This window comes from Ensifer sp. LC11 (assembly GCF_001695835.1).
Classification (GTDB): domain Bacteria; phylum Pseudomonadota; class Alphaproteobacteria; order Rhizobiales; family Rhizobiaceae; genus Ensifer.
On record NZ_MBSO01000002.1, the window covers coordinates 48,850 to 70,344 of the forward strand.

The window sequence follows — 21,495 nt, forward strand, 5'->3', positions numbered from 1 at the left end:
AGTGGTCTCAGGTTCGAGGCGTATCAAGGGCCAGGTTCAGTTCTAGCACATTGACGCGCGGCTCGCCTACGACCCCGAACAGCCGATCCTCCGTCGCCTTGTCAACCAGGGCGGTGACATCCGCTTCGCTCAAACCGCGCGCCTTGGCAACCCGGGCGATCTGCGCCTGGGCAAAGGCCGGTGTGATGTGCGGGTCGAGACCGGAACCGGAGGTGGTTGCCGCATCGGCGGGAATTTCCCCCGTGAACCCGGTGGCCTTCAGGCGCTCGACGTCAGCGGCGACGCGATCCTTGAGCTTGACCGATGTTGTGCCGAGGTTGGAGCCGCTCGATGCGCCGGCATTGTAGGCCTCCGGGCCGGTCGCGGATGGGCGCGGCCAGAAGTACTTGTCCGAGGTGAAGTTCTGGCCGATCAGCGCCGAGCCGATCAGCGCGCCGTCCTTCTCGATGAGACTGCCGTTTGCCTGTGCCGGCATCAGCACCTGCGAGGCGCCGGTGATCGCGAAGGGATAGGCAAGTCCGGTGATGGCGGTGAGGAGCACGGTCATCACGATGGCGGGGCGAAGTTGGTTCAGCATGGTTACACCAGATTGAGTGCGTTGACGGCAAGGTCGACGAGCTTGATGCCAGCAAAGGGCAGGAGAATACCGCCGAGACCGTAGACAAGGAGGTTGCGGCGCAGCAGCGCAGCAGCGCCGACCGGCCGATACTTGACGCCCTTCAGCGCCAGCGGGATCAGCGCGACGATGATCAGCGCATTGAAGATCACCGCAGACAGGATCGCCGATTGCGGCGAGGCGAGGCCCATGACGTTGAGTGCTGCCAGCGCCGGATAGGTGGTGATGAACAGCGCCGGGATGATGGCGAAGTACTTCGCCACGTCGTTGGCGATCGAAAACGTCGTCAGCGAGCCGCGGGTCATCAGGAGCTGCTTGCCGATCTCGACGATCTCGATAAGCTTCGTCGGGCTGGAATCGAGGTCCACCATGTTGGCGGCCTCGCGGGCAGCCTGGGTGCCGGTCTGCATGGCGACGCCGACATCGGCCTGGGCGAGCGCCGGTGCGTCATTGGTACCGTCGCCGCACATGGCGATGAGGCGGCCACCCTGTTGCTCCTTGCGGATATAGGCGAGCTTGTCCTCGGGCGTTGCTTCGGCGAGGAAATCATCGACACCTGCTTCGGAGGCAATCGCCGCGGCCGTCACCGGGTTGTCGCCGGTCACCATGACCGTGCGGATGCCCATGGCGCGCAGCGCCGCAAAACGCTCCTTGATGCCCGGTTTCACCACGTCCTTCAGGTGGATGACGCCGAGCAGGCGCGGACCGTCTGCGACGGCAAGCGGCGTGCCGCCTGTGCGCGCCACCTGGTCAACGGCGCGGCGAAACTCGTTTGGCACGTTCTCATCGCGGATGCCGGTGAACTTCAGGATCGAGTCGACGGCGCCCTTGCGCAGCCGGCGACCGGCGAAATCAACGCCCGAGAGCCTTGTCTCCGCGGCAAACGGAATGACCGCGTCGATCCGGGTCGCGCCGGCCGAGCTGCCACCGCCACCAACGGCAAGCGCCACGACCTCACCCTTGCTTGCATCGGGAAGCGAAACGGCGGGCGCCTGGCGACCGAACTCACCGGTCGCAAGGGCTGCAATCGAACGTCCCTCCGGCGTTTCGTCGGCAAGGCTTGCGAGCAGTGCTGCATCGGCGAGTTCCGCCTCGCTGACGCCCGGCACCGGCATGAAGTCGGCAGCCATGCGGTTGCCGAAGGTGATCGTGCCCGTCTTGTCGAGCAGCAGCGTGTCGACGTCGCCGGCGGCTTCAACGGCGCGGCCCGAGGTGGCGATGACATTGAAGCGAACCAGGCGATCCATGCCGGCGATACCGATCGCCGAGAGCAGGCCACCGATGGTGGTCGGGATCAGCGTGACCAGCAGGGCGGCAAGCACCGTTACGGACAGAACCGTCCCGGAGTAACCGGCAAGCCCCCAGAGCGTGACGACGGCGACGAGGAAGATCAGCGTCAGACCCGAAAGCAGGATCGAAAGGGCGATTTCGTTCGGGGTCTTCTGGCGCTGGGCGCCCTCGATCAGCGCGATCATGCGATCGACGAAGGTATTGCCCGGCGCGACGCCGATGCGGACCTTGATCCAGTCGGACAGCACCTGCGTGCCGCCGGTGACGGCCGAACGATCACCGCCCGATTCGCGAATGACAGGCGCCGATTCACCGGTGATGGCGCTTTCGTTGACGGAGGCGACGCCTTCGACAACCTCGCCGTCGCCGGGGATCAGTTCCCCGGCTTCGACCAGCACGAGGTCTCCGACCCTCAGCGAGGTCGCAGCGATCGTCTGGGTTTCCCGGCCATCGGCCGCGACGAGCTTGCGGGCCGTCAGCTCGGACTTTGTGCGGCGGAGACTATCGGCCTGCGCCTTGCCGCGGCCTTCGGCGACGGCTTCAGCGAAGGTGGCAAAAAGTACCGTGAACCACAGCCAGGCGGCGATCTGCCCTGAGAACAGCGGGCTGCCGGTGCCGGTAGCAATGTCGCGGACAAAGAGGGCGGTGACCACGGCCGCAACCACTTCAGTGACGAAGATCACCGGGTTGCGGACGAGCTGGCGCGGGTCGAGCTTGACGAAGGCCGCCTTGACAGCCGGCAGGAGGATTGCCGGATCCAGAAGACTAGGAGCGACTGGTTTGGAAGACATGGTGTCGAATTCCTTTAGAAGGTCTGACCGGCAAGCATCGAGAGATGCTCGACGATGGGACCGAGAGCGAGCGCCGGGAAGAACTGCAGCCCGCCGAGAATGAGGATTATGCCGACGAGCAGGCCGACGAAGAGCGGCGTGTCGGTCGGGAAGGTGCCCTTGGACGCCGGCACGCGGGTCTTGACCGCGATCGAGCCGGCGATCGCCATGACCGGAACGGCATAGGCGAAACGGCCGAGCAGCATCGCGAGCCCGAGTGTGGTGTTGTACCAGGGCGTGTTGCCGGTCAGCCCGCCGAAAGCCGAGCCGTTGTTGCCGGCAGCCGACGTGAAGGCATAGAGGATTTCGGACAGGCCGTGCGGGCCCGCCGTGCCGATGCTTGCGACCGCAAAGGGCAGCATGGCAGAAACGGCGGCAAAGCCGAGGATCGTCACCGGCAGGATGAGAACGGCGAATATCGCGTATTTCATCTCGCGGCTTTCGATCTTCTTGCCGAGCAATTCCGGCGTGCGGCCGACCATCAGGCCGGCGACGAAGACGGCGAGGATCGCAAAGACCACCATGCCGTAGAGACCGGAACCGACACCACCGGGCAGGACTTCGCCAAGCTGCATCAGGAACATCGGCACAAGACCGCCAAGCCCCGTCAGCGAGCCGTGCATGCCGTTGACACCACCGTCCGAGAGGCCGGTGGTGACAGCCGCGTAGAGCGCCGTCATCGCCTGGCCGAAGCGGACTTCCTTGCCTTCCATATTGCCCTGGGCGGCGTCGAGACCGAGTGCGGTCAGGATCGGGTTGCCCTGCGCTTCCGCCCAGTAGACGACAGCAACGCCTGAAATCAGCAGGATCGCGGTAACGGCGATGAAGGCCCAGCCCTGGCGGCGGTTGCCGACCATCTGGCCGAATGTGTAGACGAGGGCCGCCGAGATCGACAACATTGCGAAGATGTTGAGATAGTTGGAGAAGGCCGTCGGGTTCTCGAAGGGATGGGCGGCGTTGACGTTGAAGAAGCCGCCGCCATTGGTGCCGAGCTGCTTGATCGCCTCCTGGCTTGCGACCGGGCCGAGCGAGATCGTCTGCTTGGCGCCTTCGAGCGTCGTTGCGGTGAGATCGGCATTGAAGGTCTGCGGCAGGCCGGTCCAGACCATGGCAAGGGCCATGACGACGGCGACCGGCAAGAGCACATAGAGGGTCGAGCGGGTGAGGTCGACCCAGAAGTTGCCGACCGTCGACGCGTTCGAGCGGGCAAAGGCGCGGGTCACGGCAAGCGCCATGGCGATACCGGTCGCGGCCGACACGAAGTTATGGACGGTGAGGCCCGCCATCTGGCTGAAATGGCTGAGCGTCGTTTCGCCACCATAGTTCTGCCAGTTGGTGTTGGTGACGAAGCTGACCGCCGTGTTGAAGGCGAGGTCTGACGGCATGCCGGCAAAACCCTGCGGGTTCATCGGCAGGTGGGCCTGCAATCTCAAGATCGCGTACAGCGAAGCAAAGCCGGTGAGGCTGAAAGCGAGCATCGACATCGTGTAGGCGAGCCAGCCCTGCTCCTTGTTCGGATCGACGCCGGCAGCGAGATAAAGACCGCGCTCGACGGGACCGAGGACAGGTGAAAAGACGTTGCGTTCACCGGAGAAGACCCGCGCCATGTAAAGCCCCAGCGGCTTGATGACGATCAGGACGGCGATGAAGAGGAGGCTGATCTGCAGCCACCCGATGATAGACATGAGATTTCTCCGCTCAGGAAAATGTGCGGCGCAAAGGGCGATCCGGTCTTGATGTGTCGACCCGGACCAAACCTTTGACCGGGGTCAGAACCGTTCCGGGCGAACGAGGGTGACGACGAGATAGGCCGCAAGGGCGACGGCGACGACGAGACCGATCAGGGCTTCGAACATCGGGGCCTCCTAGAGGCGGCTCAGCGCGCGCGCATAAAGCGCAAACACGACAAAGCCGCCGATGCCGGCGGCAAGGAAAAGAACATCGGACATGCAAATTCTCCGGACTATTGAAGTCCGGATCTTGCTCCCTGGGCGGGTCAATTATCGATTGCGATAGTCGCAAAGGCGCATAAGGAAATGATAAAGACGCGCACACGGCGGCCAGCAGCCCACACGACGGAGGCTTGAGCAGCAGCCGGTCGACGGCGGCAGGAAACGATCAAAATGCATCGGCCGCGCACGCCGAACCGTGCGCAGGGCCGCCGGATGGGCGGCCGGCCTGCCGTCGGCGCTTAGCCCTTGATGATGTGGTCGACCGTCGCCTCGGGCGGCGTCGTGACTTCGCGCATCCACTCGCGCCAGATGGCAACCAGCAGCGCCATCAGCACCGGGCCAACGAAGAGACCGAGGAAGCCCATGGTCTTCACGCCGCCGACGAGGCCGAAGAAGGTTGGCAGGAACGGCAGCTTGATCGGGCCGCCGACGAGGCGCGGGCGCAGCGTCTTGTCGACGATGAAGAGTTCGGTCGTGCCCCAGGCAAACAGCGCGATGCCGTGAACCGGCGAGCCGCTGGCGACGAGATAGATCGAGACCAGCGTGAAGCAGAGCGGCGCGCCGCCCGGAATGAGAGCCATCAGGCCGGTGATGATGCCGAGCGTGACCGGCGACGGAACGCCGGCGAGCCAGTAAGCGACGCCGAGCACGATGCCTTCGCCAATCGCGATGATGCCCATGCCGGTAACCGTCGAGCTGATCGTCATTGGCACGACGCGTGAGAGCCGCTCCCAGCGCATCGGGAAGATGCGTTCGCCGAGGCGGTCGAGCTGGCCGGAGAAGGACTGGCCATCGCGATAGACGAAGAACAGCGTGATCAGCATGAAGAGCAGCGTCAGGAAGGCGTGAAAGGTCGATGCGCCGACGACCAGGACGCCGCGGTAGATGTTGCCGATGTTGGAGCCGCTGACCAGCTGGACGAGTTCGCCGAGCGCACCCGGATGACCGACATGCTTGACCCATTGTTCGCCGAGCCACACGCCGGCAATCGGAATGCTGCTCAGCCAGGCGGGCACGACCGCACCATTGGCATTGGTCTCGACCGCCCAGACGACCCAGTCGCGCACTTCGTCGACCGCATAAACGGCGGCAATCGAAATCGGCACGACGATGAAGGAAATGACGCTGACGATGGCGATGGTCGCGGCAAGCGTCCGGTTGCCGTTCACTGCGGCAAGCAGGCGGCGATAGATCGGCCAGCTGGCAAAACCGATGACGACGGCGGCGAGAACCGGCACGACGAAACCGTGGAAGAAGTAGACACCGGCGAGAAGAACGAAGACCAGCATCCAACGGGCAGCGGTCATCGGACCGACAAGGGCATGGCGCGAAATCGCCGTCTGACCGAGGAGCCGCGGCTCCACGGCAAAATTCTCTCGTTCGCGATTGCCCAATTGCACCAATGATCCTCCGTCTTTCGACGAGCTTACAACAAACCCGCGGCCTTGCCATCCTATATGGGCGCCGCGCGCCGCCCTTTGCCCCTGCTTTACGGTAGTTTCAGGGCCATAAGCGACGCTAGCGGCGGGACATGACAGAATAATTTAGGAGGGATCAAGATCTCGCGGCGTTCTTTCGGCCCGATCGGTCATTCGGCCGCAGGCTTGGCGCGCATGCCGGCCGGCTGGGCGCGGTCGACGAAGACGGATGCGAGGAAGATGCCAAAGCCGGCAACACCCAAGACGGCACCGACGAGACCTGTCGACGTCCAGCCATAGCCGGCGGCGATCGAGGCGCCGCCGAGCCAGGCGCCGAGCGCGTTGGCAAGATTGAAGGCGGAATGGCTAAGCGCTGCGGCGAGCGTCTGCGCTTCGCCGGCGACATCCATCAGCCGCGTCTGCACGCCGGGCACGACGGCAAAGCCGCCACCGATGAACAGCACGTTGACGATCGCGATCCACGGATTGCCCATGGTGAAGTAGAACAGCACATAGGCGAAGATGTTGAAGGCAATGGCAATGCCGATTGCCGGCAGCAATGCCCAGTCGGCCAGACGCGCACCGACGATGTTGCCGAGGATCATGCCCGCGCCAAAGACCGACAGCATGATCGGCACGTTGGCGAGCGAAACACCCGCCACTTCGGTGAGTGCCGGCGTGATGTAGCTGAAGACCGCGAACATGCCGCCGCAGCCGATGGCGCAGATGCCGAGCATCAGCCAGACCTGCAGCTTGCCAAGGGCGCCCAGCTCATGAAGCGGTGTCGCCTTGGGATTGCCCTTGTCTCGCGGCACGTGGGCGACGGTGAGCACCATGGTCAGGAGACTGATGGCGCCGACGATCGCGAAGGCCGAACGCCATCCGAGCGCCTGGCCGAACCAGGCGACGAGGGGCGTGCCGAAGAGCGTTGCGATCGTCAGGCCCATCATCACCCGGCCGACGGCGCGCGCTCGCTGGTTCGGCGCGCCAAGGCCGGCTGCGACCAAAGCGGCAACGCCGAAATAGGCACCGTGCGGAAGGCCGGCAAAGAAGCGCGCCGCGATCAATGTGTAGAAATCCGGGGCGACGGCACTCGCGAAATTGCCGACGGCGAAAATCAGCATCAGTGCCAGCAGCACCCGGAAACGTGAGAAGCGGGCGGCAAGCACCGCGATCAGCGGCGCGCCGACGACGACCCCGAGCGCATAGGCGCTGATCACCGCACCCGCCCGCGGCACCGAAACCGCGACGTCCTCGGCCACCTGCGGCAACAGGCCCATGATCGCGAATTCACCGGTACCTATGCCGAAGCCGCCGACGGCGAGCGCCACTTCGGCAGCGGAAACGCGGGCGCGACGCGGCGCACCGGCGGAGGAAAGGGCTTCGTCACACATGGGTTCACTCATGGGCAATGGCCAGCGTCGTCCGCCCCGCGGGGACCGGAGAAAAATCTGGGGGATATGTCGGCGGGCGTTGGATCGAACCAACAGGGATATGCTGCAATGCAATACAGGTTTTTCAGGCGGCAAGCAAAGATTTTGCAGTTCTCGTCATACTTTTTCGCAAGCACCGAAGACGCCGGTTAACCGTAAGTTCAGTTGACGTTTACGTCAAAGTTATATAACCCCGAATCTCAGCTTGAAGAGGTGTCGCAAAAGCATCATCTTCATCGGCATGAGAAGATCGGGAGGATGTTCTCAGGCCGCGAGCAGGCCAGCCTGTGGCGACCAGAGGGAGAGAGGTCATGGCGGAAGTCAGCACACAACAATCGGGTACCAGCCAGGGCAAGATCTGGTTGCAATCCTACCCACCCGGCATAGCTGCCGATATCGGCCCCCTGCCCTATAAGTCGATCGGCGAGTTCTTCGACCACGCCGTTGCCCGCTATTCGAGCCGCCCGGCCTTCACCTGCATGGGCAAGACACTCACCTTTGCCGATCTCAACGCCGAATCCGCCCGGATCGGCGCCTGGCTGCAGTCGATCGGCCTTGCCAAGGGTGACCGCGTCGCGGTGATGATGCCGAACATCCTGCAGAACCCGGTCATCGTCTACGGCATTCTCAGGGCCGGCTTCACCGTCGTAAACGTCAACCCGCTCTATACGCCGCGCGAATTGCAGCACCAGCTGGTCGATTCCGGCGCGAAGGCGATCTTCGTTCTCGAAAACTTCGCCCATACGGTGCAGCAGGTGGTCGACAAGACCTCGGTGAAGCACGTCGTCGTTGCCACCATGGGCGATATGCTGGGCCTGAAGGGCGCGATCGTCAATCTGGTGGTCCGCCGGGTCAAGAAGCTCGTGCCCGCGTGGTCGATCCCTGGGCACCTCTCCTTCAAAAGCGTGCTTGCCAAGGGCGGCCGCGCCAAGCTGACCAAACCGAACGTCGCCTCCAGCGACGTCGCCTTCCTGCAGTATACCGGCGGCACGACCGGGGTCTCCAAGGGCGCGACGCTCACGCACTCGAACCTTCTGTCGAACATGGCGCAGATGGAGATCTGGTTCCACACGGCTTTCCGTTCGCGGGCGCGTCCGGACAATCTCGTCTTCATGTGCGCGCTGCCGCTCTACCACATCTTCGCGCTGACGGTGAATTCGCTGATGGGTCTTGCCACCGGTGGCAACAATATCCTGATCCCCAATCCGCGCGACATTCCGGGCTTCGTCAAGGAACTCGGCAAGCACAAGACCAACATCTTCCCGGGTCTCAACACGCTGTTCAACGCGCTGATGAACAATGCCGAGTTCCAGAAGCTAGACTTCTCCTCGCTGATGCTGACCTTCGGTGGCGGCATGGCCATTCAGCGGCCAGTCGCCGAGCGCTGGAAGCAAATGACCGGCTGCTCGATCGCTGAGGGCTACGGCCTGTCGGAGACTTCGCCGGTGGCAACGGCCAACATCCTCGACGCCACCGAGTTCACCGGCACGATCGGCATGCCGATCCCGTCCACCGACGTCGAGATCCGCGACGACCAGGGCAACACGCTGCCGATCGGCGAGGTCGGCGAGATCTGCATCCGCGGCCCGCAGGTGATGTCGGGCTACTGGCAGCGGCCCGACGAAACCGCCAAGGCGATTTCGCCGGATGGCTTCTTCCGTTCGGGCGACATCGGCTTCATGAACGCAGCCGGCCTCGTCAAGATCGTCGACCGCAAGAAGGACATGATCCTCGTTTCGGGCTTCAACGTCTTCCCGAACGAGATCGAGGAAGTGGCGATGACCCATCCCGGCATTCTCGAATGCGCGGCGATCGGCATTCCGGACGAACATTCCGGCGAAGCGGTCAAGCTCTTCGTGGTCAAGAAGGATCCGGCGCTGACGGAAGAGGAGGTCAAGCGCCATTGCGCCGCCAACCTCACCAACTACAAGCGCCCGCGCTTTGTCGAATTCCGCACCGAACTGCCGAAAACCAATGTCGGCAAGATCCTGCGCAAGGATCTGCGGGGGTAAATTACTCCCAAAATTAAAACGATTTAAAAAAACCTGAAAACCGCCGTCTCGGCGGTTTTCAAGGCTTGATTTGAGTGGCTTAAAGCGAATAGCTACGCAGGCGATTGTCCGACACACTGTCCGACCAAGGAGCCCCTGCGATGAAAGCGCTTGTCGATCAACTCAAAGCAACCGCCGCCGAGACCAACGCAACCGATATCCGCGCCGCCTTCGCCAGCGATGCCGAGCGCTTCAAGCGCTTCAGCACCACGCTCGGCGACCTGCTGTTCGACTATTCGAAATGCGCCGTCAACGACAAGGTGCTCGATGGGCTCGAGGCGCTCGCCAAGGCCGCCAAGGTCGAAGAGAAGCGCGACGCGATGTTCCGCGGCGACATCATCAACATCACCGAGGAGCGCGCCGTGTTGCACACGGCGCTGCGCAACCGCAGTAACAGCCCGGTGCTCGTCGACGGCAAGGACGTGATGCCCGACGTCAACGGCGTGCTTGCCGCCATGGGCGCCTTTGCCGACGGCATCCGCTCGGGCGCGCTCAAGGGTGCCACCGGCAAGAAGATCACCGATGTCATCAATATCGGCATCGGCGGTTCCGATCTCGGCCCGGTCATGGCGACGCTGGCGCTTGCCCCCTTCCATGACGGGCCGCGCCTGCACTTCGTCTCCAACATCGACGGCGCCCACATTGCCGACACGCTGAAGCTGCTCGATCCGGAAACCTCGCTCTTCATCGTCGCTTCGAAGACTTTCACGACGATCGAGACGATGACCAATGCGGCGACGGCCCGCGCCTTCATCGCCGGCAAGCTCGGCGAGGCCGCGGTCGGCCACCACTTCGCCGCCGTTTCGACCGCGCTCGACAAGGTTGCCGCCTTCGGCATCGACCAGGCCCGCGTCTTCGGCTTCTGGGACTGGGTCGGCGGCCGCTACTCGATCTGGTCGGCGATCGGCCTGCCGCTGATGATCGCCATCGGAAGCGAGAATTTCGGCCGCTTCCTCGATGGCGGCCATGCCATCGACGAGCATTTCCGCACCGCGCCGATCCGTCAGAACATTCCGGTTCTGCTCGGCCTCATCGGCTTCTACCATCGCAATGTTCTGGGCTACCCGTCGCGCGCGATCCTGCCCTATGACCAGCGCCTGTCGCGCTTCCCCGCCTATCTGCAGCAGCTCGATATGGAATCGAACGGCAAGGCAGTTACCCTCGACAGCACCCCGGTCGAATATTCGACCGGCCCCGTCGTCTGGGGCGAACCCGGCACCAACGGTCAGCATGCCTTCTACCAGCTGATCCATCAGGGCACGGACATCATTCCAGCCGAGTTCATGATCGCGGCAAACGGCCATGAAAAGAACCTGCGCCATCAGCATGAGCTGTTGATCGCCAATTGCCTGGCGCAGTCCGAGGCGCTGATGAAGGGCCGCACGCTCGCGGAAGCCAAGGCGCAGCTCACCGCCAAAAGCATAGCCGATGCCAAGGCCGACAAAATCGCGCCGCACCGTGTCTTCACCGGCAACCGTCCGTCGCTGACAATCGTCTACGATCAGCTCGATCCCTTCGCGCTCGGCCGCCTGATCGCACTCTATGAGCACCGCGTGTTCGTCGAGGGCGCGCTTTTCAACATCAACTCCTTCGACCAGTGGGGCGTCGAGCTCGGCAAGGAGCTTGCAACCGGCCTGCTGCCGGTCGTGGAAGGTAAGGAAAGTGCTGCCAGCCACGACTCCTCGACGGCAGGCCTGGTCGCGGCCCTCTTGAAGGCGGCGCGCTAAGCAAAGACCGCGCGGAGGGAGGCGTCGGCCACTCCTCCCTCCGCCTCACACGGCGCAGGCCGGCAACGCCGTCGTCTTTGCCTGGTTCAGCACCCGCATCAGATCGACGTTGGAAAACAGCGGGAAGTAGTCCGCGTCCGTCGCCGTCTGCATCCACGCATTGATCGCCACCTTGCGCCCCGCCGGGAACGTGCCGCGCCAGCAACCGCCGGAGAAGTTGACGGAAAGGCTGTCGCGCTCACCCGGCTTGCCGTTCTTCGCCAGCGCGATCTTTGCCTGAAGCGCCCGCAAGCCCGCCGCGTCCGCCTCGGCAAGGGCGAGAACATAGAGCGTCTCTCCTGAAGACAGGCGATCCTCGACCGAGGCATCAGATGCGCCTCCGGCATGCACCTCGAGCGCGTAGTTCAGGCTTTCCGGAGCAGCGTCACCATCGCGCCAGGAAAGCCCCAGCGTCGCATCGCCACGCCTCAGAACCAGCTCCTTCGGCACGACAAGCGCCACGCGCAGATCCGCCGGATCGGTCTTTGACGGGTCAAGTTTCGACAGTTTGTCGATCGAGTCGACGTTTAGGGCCGCACAGGCGGCAAGGGTATTCAACAACAGAAAAGACAGGGATTCTTGAAAAATCGAAGAGGCACGCCACAACGCCAAAATCATAATTGACGAGAAATACTTATTGTTTTACGATAAAAATACAAGTCAAACGATAAAGGAATTTTTATGACGGACTCCGCCGAACGGCTGCGCAAGCTCAGCCGCTTCATGAAACTCATCATCGTATTGAGCGGGGCGCTGTTCTGCTCGGCCGTCGTTTATGGGCATTGGCAGATTTTCTTCGACCGACAGGGCTTCGAACAGGATATTCGCAACGTCGTGTTTCCACGCGTCGAGGCAATCTCTCTCTCCTATCGCGCCATCGCCACGGTCATCTTCCTGACCGCCATCAACAATGCGCTTGTCATTGCCGGCCTCGCCTTCGCCTGGCAGCTTTTCGACGGCTTCCAGCGCGGCGAGATCCTCTCGAACCGGAATGGCGTGCTGCTTCGACGGGTGGGGCTGACCGCAATTGCAGGCGCGCTGTTCATCACGGTCAGCAACGGTATCGGCATCCTCGCCGTCTCCTACGACAATCCGGGCACTGCGGGGCGGGCGGTCGTCTTCGATATCAGTGGCGGCGCCATCATCGTGCTGCTGATGGCCGGCCTGGTCGTGGGACTCGGCCACGTCATGGTCATCGCCTCCGATGTCGAAGCGGAGAACAGGAGCTTCGTCTAGCGCATGCCGATTGTCGTAAACCTCGATGTCATGCTGGCGAAACGGAAGGTCCGCTCGCGTGATCTTGCCGAACAGGTCGGGATCACCGAACAGAACATCTCGCTGCTGAAATCGGGAAAGGTGAAGGGCGTGCGCTTCGACACGCTGGAAAAGATCTGCTCAGTGCTCGAATGCCAGCCAGGCGATATCCTGGAATATCGCCCGGAACCGGAAGAGTAAGGTCGAAGAGAGTACGGCTCAGAGACCGATCTCGTGCTTCCACGGCGGGTTGGCGCCGGCACGCGAGACGGTGACGGCGGCCGTCTTGGCGCCGAGCGCCAGCGCGTTGCGAACGGCGGTCTCGCCGAGGCTGGCGACATCGGCCTTGGTCAGGAGACCGGCAAGCTTCAGCGACGCCAGCACGCCGGCGTCGAAGGTGTCGCCGGCGCCGACCGTATCGACCACGGTCACCCGCTCGCCCGCACCCTCGACCTTGTGGCGCGCCGTGTAGCCGACGGCACCGTCGGCACCCTTGGTGATCAGCACCAGCTTCGGCCCGCGTTTCAGCCATTCGGCGGCGAGATCGTCGTGACTTCCCTCCATGCCGAACCAGGCGAGATCCTCGTCGGAGAATTTGATGATATCGGACATCGCCGCCATGCGGTTCATGCGGGCGAGATGGGCGTCCCTGTCCTTGATGAAGCCAGGCCGGATGTTCGGATCGAACGAGATGACCCGCTTTTCGTGCTCACGCGTCATCAAGGCTTCATAGGTCGAGCCGCAGGGCTCGGGGATCAGGCTGATTGCGCCGAAATGCAGCGCCTCGCAGAAATCACCGAGTGCCGGCAGGTGCTCCGACGTGATCATGCGGCCGGCAGTGTTCTCGTCGAAGAAGGCGTAGCTCGCATGGCCGTTGACCAGTTTGACGAAGGCGAGCGTCGTGTGCAGCGAGAGCGTTGCGCAGGGGCCGAAATCGACATTCGCCGCCTTCAGCGTCTCGCGCAGGATATCGCCGAACATGTCGTCGGAAAGACCGGTGAAGAAACCGGTCTGGATGCCGAGGCGTCCAAGCGCGATGGCCGTGTTGAAGATCGCCCCGCCGGCATAGGGTGCAAAGGCACTCTCGCTCGCGGTCGTGTCCCGCGGCAGCATGTCGATCAGCGCTTCACCGCAACATACGATCATTGGCTCTTCCTCCTCGATAGAATTTCAATCGATTTAAAATACAGACCTCAGAATTGCCTGCCCCGGCGGGCGCCGGGGCAGGCAAGCATTATGCCAGAGCGCTCACGCCGCCGTTGCGGCCCGACCAGGCGAGCGGCGCGTTGAGGAAGGCCTCGACCTCACCAAGCGTTTTCTCGTCGAAGAGCGCCTGCTCGCGCGCGACTGCGAGCACGTTGCGCCAGGTGGCGATCCAGTGCAGGTCAACACCCTTGCCCTTCATCTCGCCGACCGCTTCCGGGAAGATGTCGTAGTAGAAAAGCGCGATGCCGTGGTCGACGATGCCGCCGGCCGCACGAATGGCGTCGATGAACTTGAACATCGAACCACCGGCCGTCGTCAGGTCTTCAATCACGAGCACGCGCGCGCTTTCCGGCATGTGGCCTTCGATCTGGGCATTGCGGCCGTGGCCCTTCGGGGCCTTGCGAACATAGATCATCGGCAGGCCGAGGCGCTCGGCAAGCATCGCGGCGAAGGGAATGCCGGCGGTCTCACCGCCGGCGACGACGTCGAACTTCTCGAAGCCGGCTTCGCGCAGGATGGAAGCGGCGGCAAAGTCCATGACTGCCGAGCGGATGCGCGGATAGGAGATCAGCTTGCGGCAGTCGATATAAACCGGGCTCGCCATGCCGGACGACAGCTTGTAGGGCTTGTCGGCGCTGAAATGCACCGCCTTGATCTCCCAGAGCATCTTGGCGACCAGCTCGGCCATCACGGCCTTGTCGGTGAACGCGTTGGAAAACATCAATCTCTCCTTCAGACGACGGCCCAGTAGAGCGGGAACATCGGATCGAACACGGTGACAAGACCGGCACCGGTCTCGATCTTCCTGGGATAGGTAACAGCCTCAGCCTGCTTCCTGAGTGTGATCGTCTCTTCGTTGACCGGCAGGCCGTACCAGGCGGGACCGTTGAGCGAGGCGAAGGCTTCGAGCTTGTCGAGTGCGCCCTCTTCTTCGAACACATGTGCAAGGCAGCTCATGGTGTTGATCGAGGTATAGATGCCAGCGCAGCCGCAGGCGCATTCCTTCAACGGATCGACATGCGGCGCCGAGTCCGTGCCGAGGAAGAAGCGCTTGTCGCCGGAAACGGCGGCAGCCCGCAGCGCCAGGCGGTGGTTCTCACGCTTGGCGACCGGCAGGCAGTAGTAGTGCGGCTTGATCCCGCCGACCAGGATCGCGTTGCGGTTGATGACCAGGTGGTGGGTGGTGATCGAGCCGGCGAGGTTCGCCTTCGAGGCCTTGATGTAGTCGATGCCGTCCTTGGTGGTGACGTGTTCCATCGTCACTTTCAGTTCCGGCAACCGCTTGCGCAGCGGGTCGAGCACGGTCTCGATGAACACCGCCTCGCGGTCGAAGATATCGACATCCGACGTCGTCACTTCGCCGTGCACGCAGAGCGGCAGGCCGATCTTCGCCATGCGCTCGAGCACCGGCATCGCTTCGTCGATGTTGCGCACGCCGCTGTGCGAATTCGTGGTCGCGCCAGCCGGGTAAAGCTTGACCGCCTTGACGAGACCGCTTCTGTGGCCGGCCTCGACGTCATCAGGGTTCGTGCCTTCGGTGAGGTAAAGCGTCATCAGCGGCTCGAACCGGTCGCCCTCGGGGATCGCGGCAAGGATGCGCTCGCGATAGGCGGCAGCGTCTGCGGTCGTGACAACAGGCGGCACCAGGTTGGGCATGATGATCGCGCGGGCGAAGTGGCGGCTGGTATCGGCGATAACGCCTTTCAGCATGTCGCCGTCGCGCAGGTGAAGGTGCCAATCATCCGGCCGGCGGATAACGAGGTCTTGCATGGTCAGCGTTCTCCTAGGTCAGGGCGGGATGCAGGCGGGGTAACCGCGTACACTTTTCCTGATCCCGCTCCCGGTGCTCGCGCCCGATCCGCGCGCGCAGCTTTGCAGCCGGCAGGTGCGGGTGGCGGGCGGTTACTCATGTGGTGGAACCGCGTCTCGATAACACCAATGCGCCCGGGAAGACAATCCGCAATCCGACCATCGCTCAGAAATCCGTTAGCACCAGGTCGGCTTCCCGTTGATGCTCGACGACACGGTGCGCGTTCGGGATGTCGTTGCCAAAGGCTTTCCGCTTCGCCGCCTCCCCGTCGTAACCGTGATCGTACCAGCGTTTTAGCAGCCGCCGCTCCAGTTCCTCGATCCCGGGATTAATGAAGATCGAGAAGTCGAAGGCACCGGCAAGCTTGCTCCAGGGTGTCTCGTCGAGCAGCAGGTAGTTGCCCTCGACCAGGACGATGCGCGTCTCGGGTGCCACGATCCGGGCCGAGGCGATCGCGATCTCGCGCGAGCGGTCGAAGACCGGAACCAGTACCTCGCCGTCATGCGCGCGGACCGCCGCAATCGTCGACAGGAAGGCTCTGATGTCGAAGGTTTCCGGCGCGCCCTTGCGGGAGAGCAGCCCCTTCTCCTCCAGAACGACATTGTCCATGTGGAAGCCGTCCATCGGCAAAACAGTCGCCTTTTCGCCGCGGGCCATCAGGGTCTCGGCGAGCGCGTCCGACAGTGTCGACTTGCCGGCACCGGGCGGGCCGGCAATGGCGACGACGAAACGGGCGGCGCCAACCGCCCGTTTCAGGATTTCGTTGGCGATCGGCTCGACCTTCATGCCGCGAGCGCCTCGCGCGGCGGCTCCTTCGCCCCGGTCATGAAAGCGACCGCGTCCGACATCGTGTGCTCCTTCGGGTTGATGACGCAGAGCCGCTTGCCAAGGCGGTGAACGTGGATGCGGTCGGCCACCTCGAAGACGTGCGGCATGTTATGCGAGATCAGCACGATCGGCAGACCGCGGGAACGCACGTCGAGGATCAGCTCCAGCACCCGCCGGCTTTCCTTCACACCGAGAGCCGCCGTCGGCTCGTCCATGATCACCACCTTGGAGCCGAAGGCTGCGGCTCGCGCCACGGCCACGCCCTGGCGCTGGCCGCCCGAAAGCGTTTCCACCGCCTGGTTGATGTTCTGGATCGTCATCAGGCCGAGCTCGGAGAGCTTTGCCCGCGCCTTCTTCTCCATTTCCGCGCGATCGAGCGTGCGGAAGAGCTTACCCATGATGCCCGGTTTGCGGATTTCGCGGCCGAGAAACATGTTGTCGGCGATCGACAGCGCCGGCGACAGCGCCAGGTTCTGGTACACGGTCTCGATACCGGCGGCGCGCGCATCCATCGGCGAGCTGAAATGCACCGGCTGCCCTTCGAGCATGATCTCGCCCTCGTCGGGCCTGACCGCGCCGGAGATCGCCTTGATCATCGAGGACTTTCCGGCGCCGTTGTCGCCGATCACGGCAAGGATCTCGCCGGGATAGAGATCGAAATCGGCATGGTCGAGGGCGGTCACGCGACCGTAGCGCTTGACGAGACCGCGCGCGGTGAGAATGGGTTCCTGTGTCATCAGGCGGCTACCTTTCTGATCCACTGGTCGATGGCGACGGCGGAAATGATCAGCACGCCGGTGAGGAAGACTTTCCACTGCGGATCGGCGCCGAGCATATTGAGACCCATGGAGACGACGCCGACGATCATCGCGCCGATCAAGGTTCCAAGGATCGATCCACGTCCGCCGAAGAGCGAGATGCCGCCGATCACGGCTGCGGTGATGGCCTGCAGATTATAGTCGGTGACTGCTGCCGAGGGCGAAATCGACCCGTTGCGGCCGATTGAGACCCAGGCGGCAAGCGCTGCGATCAGGCCAGCGAGCGTATAGGCGCTGAGCAGGACGCGGCCGGTGCGGATACCGGAAAGCTTGGCCGCCTCCGGATCGTCGCCGACCGCATAGAGGTGCCGCCCCCAGGCCGTGTGATTGAGCGCATACCAGAGGCCGAAGACCAGCACGACCATCATCACCACGCCGAGCGTAAAGACGGCGGAGCCCACCTTGAAGCTGACACCGAAGACGTGCAGCATCCGGGTGACGGCCGTTACATCGGCTTCGCGGATCGTCGCATTGGCCGAGTAGATGAAGTTCGTCGACATGATCACGTACCAGGTGCCGAGCGTGACGATGAACGGCGGAAGCTTGACCCTGGAAACGAGGAAGCCGTTGAGGAAACCGCAGGCACCGCCAACGACGAAGCCGAGGAAGATCGCGATCGGTGCGGGAAGGCCGTAGGTCACGGCGCAATTGCCCATGATGACAGCCGACAGCACCATGATCACCCCGATCGAAAGATCGATACCGGCCGTCAGGATCACCAGCGTCTGTGCGGCACCGAGGATGCCGACGATGGCGATCTGCTGGAGAATGAGCGTCAGCGTGTAGGACGAGAAGAATTTCCCGCCGATGGCAATGCCGAAGACCAGGATCGCGGCGACCAGCACGATGAACGGCACCGCAGCCGGCGTCGAATGCAGGAAATGCTGGATCTTCTGGATCGCGGTCTTGTCATGCGTATCGAACGACGCGACCTGCGTCGAACTGTTGACCAGGACTTTTTCGAATTCCTGGGATGGCTGTGCGGCTGTGTTGGGCTCGCCCATGGACCTTCCTCCCGTGAACCCCGCTCCCAAGGGGTTGCGATGCTGCTCGGCGCACAGCCCGCCCACCGTCTGGCGGGCATGAGCACTCTCTCAAGAAGCTGCGCGGTTTTGATCGCCTTGTCAAAGACATCGGCGCTTACGCAAAGGGCGGCCGGGGCCGCCCTTCGGTTGCTCAGTCATGCGTTCGGCGGAGCCGATCAGCCCCAGCACTTCTCCGTACCGACCTTGGTGTCGATCGATTCGACGCCGGCAGCCGGCTTGTCGGTGACGAGCGAAACGCCGGTATCGAAGAAGTCCTTGCCTTCGGTCGGCTTCGGCTTTTCACCCGTATCGGCGAACTTCTTGATCGCCTCGATACCGAGTGCGGCCATCATCAGCGGGTACTGCTGCGAGGTCGCACCGATGACGCCTTCGGCGACCGACTTGACGCCCGGGCAACCGCCGTCGACCGAGACGATCAGCACATCCTTTTCCTTGCCGACAGCCTTCAGCGCCTGGTAGGCGCCAACGGCGGCCGGCTCGTTGATGGTGTGGATCACATTGATATCAGGATCCTTCTGCAGAAGGTTTTCCATCGCCTTGCGACCACCTTCCTCGTTGCCGTTGGTGACGTCGTGACCGACGATGCGCGCATCATCTTCGTCGCCGATCTTGGCCGGATCCTTCGTATCGATGCCGAAGCCCATCATGAAGCCCTGGTCGCGCAGAACGTCAACGGTCGGCTGCGAGGGCGTCAGGTCGAGGAAGCCGACCTTGGCGGTCTTGGCGCCCTCACCCATGGTGGCAGCGGCCCATTGGCCGATCAACTTTCCGGCGAGCAGGTTGTCGGTTGCAAACGTCGCATCGGCAGCGGACGCCGGATCGAGAGGTGTGTCGAGCGCGATCACGAGCAGGCCGGCTTCCTGCGCCTTCTTCACCTGGTCGACGATCGCCTTGGTGTCGGAAGCGGCAATCAGGATGCCCTTCGCACCGTCGGCAATGCAGGATTCGACCGCAGCCACCTGGCTGTCGTGGTCGCCGTCAATCTTGCCGGCATAGGCCTTCAGGGTCACGCCGAGTTCCTGAGCCTTGGCGGTAGCGCCTTCCTTCATCTTGACGAAGAAGGGATTGGTGTCGGTCTTGGTGATAAGGCAGGCGCCGACGTCGGCAGCCTGCGCCGGCGCGGCGAAAACGACGCCAAGGGACAGCACGCCGAAAGCAGCGGAAAGAACAGTCTTCTTCATGAAATCCTCCCAAGGATTGAAAATCGTGCCGGCGGACCGGCCCAGGCCACGCCGGCGCAGCATTCTCCTCCGCTGCAACAGACGCTTCCGGGGTAAAAACAAACACTAAATTTCCGGGGTGTCAATAAATAAATCAAATTGAATTATTATTTCGATGTGGCATTCTTGCGATGACGACGCTCCGCCCCGGGGACTGGAGCGTCCGTCAAATTGACAGAGCCGCCACAAGCGGAAACAACAGACCTGCGCCAAGCGGGCACCAATGCCAACGGGAGGAGACGGTGGCATGTCACTGACAGACGGTCCTGATCGGGGACCGACACAACCTGAGGTCATCGACCCGAGCGGCGGTGCCAACCAGACGCGCGTACGCGCCTACAACGAGCGCCTGGTCATGTCGCTGGTCAGGCGTCACGGCGAGCTTTCCAAAGCCGATATCGCCCGGCGCTCCGGCCTTTCCGCCCAGACGGTTTCCGTGATCATGCGCGCTCTTGAAAGCGACGGCCTTCTGGTCAAGGGCGCCCCGGTTCGCGGAAGGGTGGGCCAACCCTCGACGCCGATGCGATTAAACCCGGACGCTGTCTATTCCTTCGGCGTCAAGATCGGCCGGCGCAGCGCCGACCTCGTGTTGATGGATTTCGTCGGCAATATCCGGCTGCACCTGCACCATGTGCACGCCTATCCGCTGCCCGCCGATCTCGTCGATTTCATCATCGCGGGCATGGCCAAACTAGAGCAGCAATTGAACCCGGATCAACGCAAGCGGATCGCCGGTATCGGTATCGCCACGCCTTTCGAGCTCTGGAACTGGGCGGAGGAAGTGGGCGCGCCGCGCGAAGAAATGGACAAGTGGCGCGACGTCGACCTGCAGGCAGCAGTGGCCGCCCGCACCACTTACCCGGTCTTCCTGCAGAACGACGGGACCAGCGCCTGCGGCGCGGAACTCGCCTTCGGCGTCGGCGCAAGCTATCCTGACTTCGTCTACTTCTACATCGGCTCGTTCATCGGCGGCGGCATCGTGCTGAATTCCGCGCTCTTTTCCGGGCGCACAGGCACGGCCGGCGCCGTCGGTCCGCTGCCGGTCTCGGGCAAGGACGGCAAGACCATTCAGCTGCTCAAGATCGCCTCGGTCTTCGTGCTTGAAAACCTCTTGCGCGAGCGCGGCGCCGACCCGCGTCCGCTCTGGTACTCCGCCGACGACTGGATCGATTTCGGCGAGCCGCTCGACATCTGGATCGAGGACTGCGGCGCAGCGCTCGCCCAGGCCGTCGTCTCGGCCGTTTCGATCGTCGACTTCTCGGCCGTCGTCATCGACGGCGGCTTTCCGCCCTGGGTGCGCGCGCGGCTGCTGGCTGCGACGCGCAACGCGCTCAACGACCTCGACCTTCAGGGTGTCACCGTTCCGGAACTGGTGGAAGGCATGGTCGGCAGCCACGCGCGCGCCATCGGCGGCGCCAGCCTGCCACTCTTTTCCCGCTACCTGCTCGACACCAATGTTCTCTTCAAGGAGCTCAGCTGATGCTGAAAGGAATAAACCCGATCCTCAGTCCCGAGTTGCTCGCGACGCTCAGAGCAATGGGGCACGGCGACGAGATCGCCCTGGTCGACGGCAACTATCCGGGACAGGAACATGCACGCCGGCTCGTCCGGCTCGACGGCCATGCGTTGATCCCGGTGCTCGACGCGATCCTCAGCGTTCTGCCGATCGATGATTTCGTGCCCGAGGCAATCTTCCGCGCGACGGTCAAACAGGACAAGAACGCGCTCGACCCGGTGCATCGTGAGATCATCGAATGCTGCGGACGGCACGAGCCGGCAAGGCGCGTCGTCCCTCTGCTTGGCGCAGATTTCTATCCGCGGGTCAAGGCGGCCCACACGGTGGTCCAGACCAGCGAGCCCCGGCTTTATGGCAATGTGATCCTGCGCAAGGGCGTGATTTATCCCTGATATGAAAAAGCCCGCCGGCGAGCGGCGGGCTTCCTGTCATTGTCGAAGA

General features: G+C 63.2%; 19 protein-coding genes. 6 read left to right on the top strand and 13 right to left on the bottom strand.

The window, feature by feature from the left end:
* Positions 1-7: 7 nt before the first annotated feature.
* The 5 genes from kdpC to BBX50_RS01245 form a co-directional block, all read right to left on the bottom strand.
* Positions 8-577, bottom strand: a complete 570-nt coding sequence (gene kdpC, locus BBX50_RS01215) for a potassium-transporting ATPase subunit KdpC (protein WP_065773505.1) — start codon at positions 575-577, stop codon at positions 8-10.
* Between the two features lie 2 nt (positions 578-579).
* Positions 580-2,697 (bottom strand): potassium-transporting ATPase subunit KdpB, encoded by a 2,118-nt coding sequence (gene kdpB / locus BBX50_RS01220; RefSeq protein ID WP_065773506.1) that lies wholly within the window; start codon positions 2,695-2,697, stop codon positions 580-582.
* 14 nt (positions 2,698-2,711) lie between these two features.
* The gene (gene kdpA / locus BBX50_RS01225; protein WP_065773507.1) at positions 2,712-4,421 is read right to left on the bottom strand and encodes a potassium-transporting ATPase subunit KdpA; all 1,710 of its coding nucleotides are present in this window, start codon (positions 4,419-4,421) and stop codon (positions 2,712-2,714) included.
* Positions 4,422-4,927: 506 nt separating this feature from the next.
* On the bottom strand, positions 4,928-6,088 hold the full coding sequence (locus BBX50_RS01240) for an AI-2E family transporter (protein WP_065773626.1): 1,161 nt from the start codon (positions 6,086-6,088) through the stop codon (positions 4,928-4,930).
* Between the two features lie 188 nt (positions 6,089-6,276).
* Entirely contained in the window at positions 6,277-7,512 is a 1,236-nt protein-coding gene (locus BBX50_RS01245; RefSeq protein WP_139108833.1) for an MFS transporter, read from the bottom strand.
* Positions 7,513-7,850: 338 nt separating this feature from the next.
* Here BBX50_RS01245 and BBX50_RS01250 point away from each other — a divergent pair, with 338 nt between their 5' ends.
* Both BBX50_RS01250 and pgi read left to right on the top strand, forming a co-directional pair.
* On the top strand, positions 7,851-9,551 hold the full coding sequence (locus tag BBX50_RS01250; RefSeq protein ID WP_065773510.1) for a long-chain fatty acid--CoA ligase: 1,701 nt from the start codon (positions 7,851-7,853) through the stop codon (positions 9,549-9,551).
* 140 nt (positions 9,552-9,691) lie between these two features.
* Complete coding sequence (gene pgi, locus BBX50_RS01255; RefSeq protein ID WP_065773511.1) at positions 9,692-11,317, top strand: glucose-6-phosphate isomerase; 1,626 nt, start codon at positions 9,692-9,694, stop codon at positions 11,315-11,317.
* A gap of 45 nt (positions 11,318-11,362) precedes the next feature.
* Here pgi and BBX50_RS01260 read toward each other — a convergent pair whose 3' ends face one another.
* The gene (locus tag BBX50_RS01260; RefSeq protein ID WP_139108380.1) at positions 11,363-11,917 is read right to left on the bottom strand and encodes a hypothetical protein; all 555 of its coding nucleotides are present in this window, start codon (positions 11,915-11,917) and stop codon (positions 11,363-11,365) included.
* A 120-nt stretch (positions 11,918-12,037) separates the two neighbouring features.
* On the opposite strand from BBX50_RS01260, the gene BBX50_RS01265 reads away from it, so the two are divergent.
* On the top strand, positions 12,038-12,592 hold the full coding sequence (locus BBX50_RS01265; protein WP_065773513.1) for a DUF2975 domain-containing protein: 555 nt from the start codon (positions 12,038-12,040) through the stop codon (positions 12,590-12,592).
* A 3-nt stretch (positions 12,593-12,595) separates the two neighbouring features.
* The gene (locus tag BBX50_RS01270) at positions 12,596-12,811 is read left to right on the top strand and encodes a helix-turn-helix transcriptional regulator (protein ID WP_065773514.1); all 216 of its coding nucleotides are present in this window, start codon (positions 12,596-12,598) and stop codon (positions 12,809-12,811) included.
* 18 nt (positions 12,812-12,829) lie between these two features.
* Here the strand turns inward: BBX50_RS01270 and BBX50_RS01275 are convergent, their stop codons facing one another.
* The 7 genes from BBX50_RS01275 to BBX50_RS01305 all read right to left on the bottom strand — a co-directional run bounded on the left by BBX50_RS01275 (position 12,830) and on the right by BBX50_RS01305 (position 19,499).
* Positions 12,830-13,756 (bottom strand): carbohydrate kinase, encoded by a 927-nt coding sequence (locus BBX50_RS01275; RefSeq protein WP_065773515.1) that lies wholly within the window; start codon positions 13,754-13,756, stop codon positions 12,830-12,832.
* 88 nt (positions 13,757-13,844) lie between these two features.
* On the bottom strand, positions 13,845-14,537 hold the full coding sequence (locus BBX50_RS01280) for an orotate phosphoribosyltransferase (RefSeq protein WP_065773516.1): 693 nt from the start codon (positions 14,535-14,537) through the stop codon (positions 13,845-13,847).
* Between the two features lie 11 nt (positions 14,538-14,548).
* A complete protein-coding gene (gene pyrC / locus BBX50_RS01285; protein WP_065773517.1) occupies positions 14,549-15,586 on the bottom strand; it encodes a dihydroorotase in 1,038 nt (345 codons plus the stop codon).
* Positions 15,587-15,791: 205 nt separating this feature from the next.
* On the bottom strand, positions 15,792-16,412 hold the full coding sequence (locus tag BBX50_RS01290; RefSeq protein ID WP_065773518.1) for a nucleoside triphosphate hydrolase: 621 nt from the start codon (positions 16,410-16,412) through the stop codon (positions 15,792-15,794).
* Entirely contained in the window at positions 16,409-17,191 is a 783-nt protein-coding gene (locus tag BBX50_RS01295; RefSeq protein ID WP_065773519.1) for an ATP-binding cassette domain-containing protein, read from the bottom strand. The genes BBX50_RS01290 and BBX50_RS01295 overlap by 4 nt, the downstream gene beginning before the upstream one ends.
* Positions 17,191-18,276 carry an ABC transporter permease gene (locus BBX50_RS01300; RefSeq protein WP_065773520.1) on the bottom strand — a complete coding sequence of 362 codons (1,086 nt, stop codon included), beginning with the start codon at positions 18,274-18,276 and terminating at the stop codon, positions 17,191-17,193. The genes BBX50_RS01295 and BBX50_RS01300 overlap by 1 nt, the downstream gene beginning before the upstream one ends.
* A 197-nt stretch (positions 18,277-18,473) precedes the next feature.
* Positions 18,474-19,499, bottom strand: coding sequence for a sugar ABC transporter substrate-binding protein (locus tag BBX50_RS01305; RefSeq protein ID WP_065773627.1), 1,026 nt, complete (start codon positions 19,497-19,499; stop codon positions 18,474-18,476).
* Positions 19,500-19,785: 286 nt separating this feature from the next.
* Here BBX50_RS01305 and BBX50_RS01310 point away from each other — a divergent pair, with 286 nt between their 5' ends.
* Both BBX50_RS01310 and BBX50_RS01315 read left to right on the top strand, forming a co-directional pair.
* The gene (locus tag BBX50_RS01310; RefSeq protein WP_065773521.1) at positions 19,786-21,018 is read left to right on the top strand and encodes an ROK family transcriptional regulator; all 1,233 of its coding nucleotides are present in this window, start codon (positions 19,786-19,788) and stop codon (positions 21,016-21,018) included.
* Positions 21,018-21,446: an RbsD/FucU family protein gene (locus tag BBX50_RS01315; RefSeq protein WP_065773522.1), complete on the top strand. Its 429-nt coding sequence runs from the start codon at positions 21,018-21,020 to the stop codon at positions 21,444-21,446. The genes BBX50_RS01310 and BBX50_RS01315 overlap by 1 nt, the downstream gene beginning before the upstream one ends.
* The last annotated feature ends 49 nt before the right edge of the window (positions 21,447-21,495 follow it).

Bases quoted from the DNA above. Each gene is read 5' to 3' on its own strand.
- kdpC (WP_065773505.1), bottom strand. From the start codon at position 577: ATGCTGAACCAACTTCGCCCCGCCATCGTGATGACCGTGCTCCTCACC.
- kdpB (WP_065773506.1), bottom strand. From the start codon at position 2,697: ATGTCTTCCAAACCAGTCGCTCCTAGTCTTCTGGATCCGGCAATCCTC.
- kdpA (WP_065773507.1), bottom strand. From the start codon at position 4,421: ATGTCTATCATCGGGTGGCTGCAGATCAGCCTCCTCTTCATCGCCGTC.
- BBX50_RS01245 (WP_139108833.1), bottom strand. From the start codon at position 7,512: ATGAGTGAACCCATGTGTGACGAAGCCCTTTCCTCCGCCGGTGCGCCG.
- BBX50_RS01250 (WP_065773510.1), top strand. From the start codon at position 7,851: ATGGCGGAAGTCAGCACACAACAATCGGGTACCAGCCAGGGCAAGATC.
- pgi (WP_065773511.1), top strand. From the start codon at position 9,692: ATGAAAGCGCTTGTCGATCAACTCAAAGCAACCGCCGCCGAGACCAAC.
- BBX50_RS01265 (WP_065773513.1), top strand. From the start codon at position 12,038: ATGACGGACTCCGCCGAACGGCTGCGCAAGCTCAGCCGCTTCATGAAA.
- BBX50_RS01270 (WP_065773514.1), top strand. From the start codon at position 12,596: ATGCCGATTGTCGTAAACCTCGATGTCATGCTGGCGAAACGGAAGGTC.
- BBX50_RS01275 (WP_065773515.1), bottom strand. From the start codon at position 13,756: ATGATCGTATGTTGCGGTGAAGCGCTGATCGACATGCTGCCGCGGGAC.
- BBX50_RS01280 (WP_065773516.1), bottom strand. From the start codon at position 14,537: ATGTTTTCCAACGCGTTCACCGACAAGGCCGTGATGGCCGAGCTGGTC.
- pyrC (WP_065773517.1), bottom strand. From the start codon at position 15,586: ATGCAAGACCTCGTTATCCGCCGGCCGGATGATTGGCACCTTCACCTG.
- BBX50_RS01290 (WP_065773518.1), bottom strand. From the start codon at position 16,412: ATGAAGGTCGAGCCGATCGCCAACGAAATCCTGAAACGGGCGGTTGGC.
- BBX50_RS01295 (WP_065773519.1), bottom strand. From the start codon at position 17,191: ATGACACAGGAACCCATTCTCACCGCGCGCGGTCTCGTCAAGCGCTAC.
- BBX50_RS01300 (WP_065773520.1), bottom strand. From the start codon at position 18,276: ATGGGCGAGCCCAACACAGCCGCACAGCCATCCCAGGAATTCGAAAAA.
- BBX50_RS01305 (WP_065773627.1), bottom strand. From the start codon at position 19,499: ATGAAGAAGACTGTTCTTTCCGCTGCTTTCGGCGTGCTGTCCCTTGGC.
- BBX50_RS01310 (WP_065773521.1), top strand. From the start codon at position 19,786: ATGTCACTGACAGACGGTCCTGATCGGGGACCGACACAACCTGAGGTC.
- BBX50_RS01315 (WP_065773522.1), top strand. From the start codon at position 21,018: ATGCTGAAAGGAATAAACCCGATCCTCAGTCCCGAGTTGCTCGCGACG.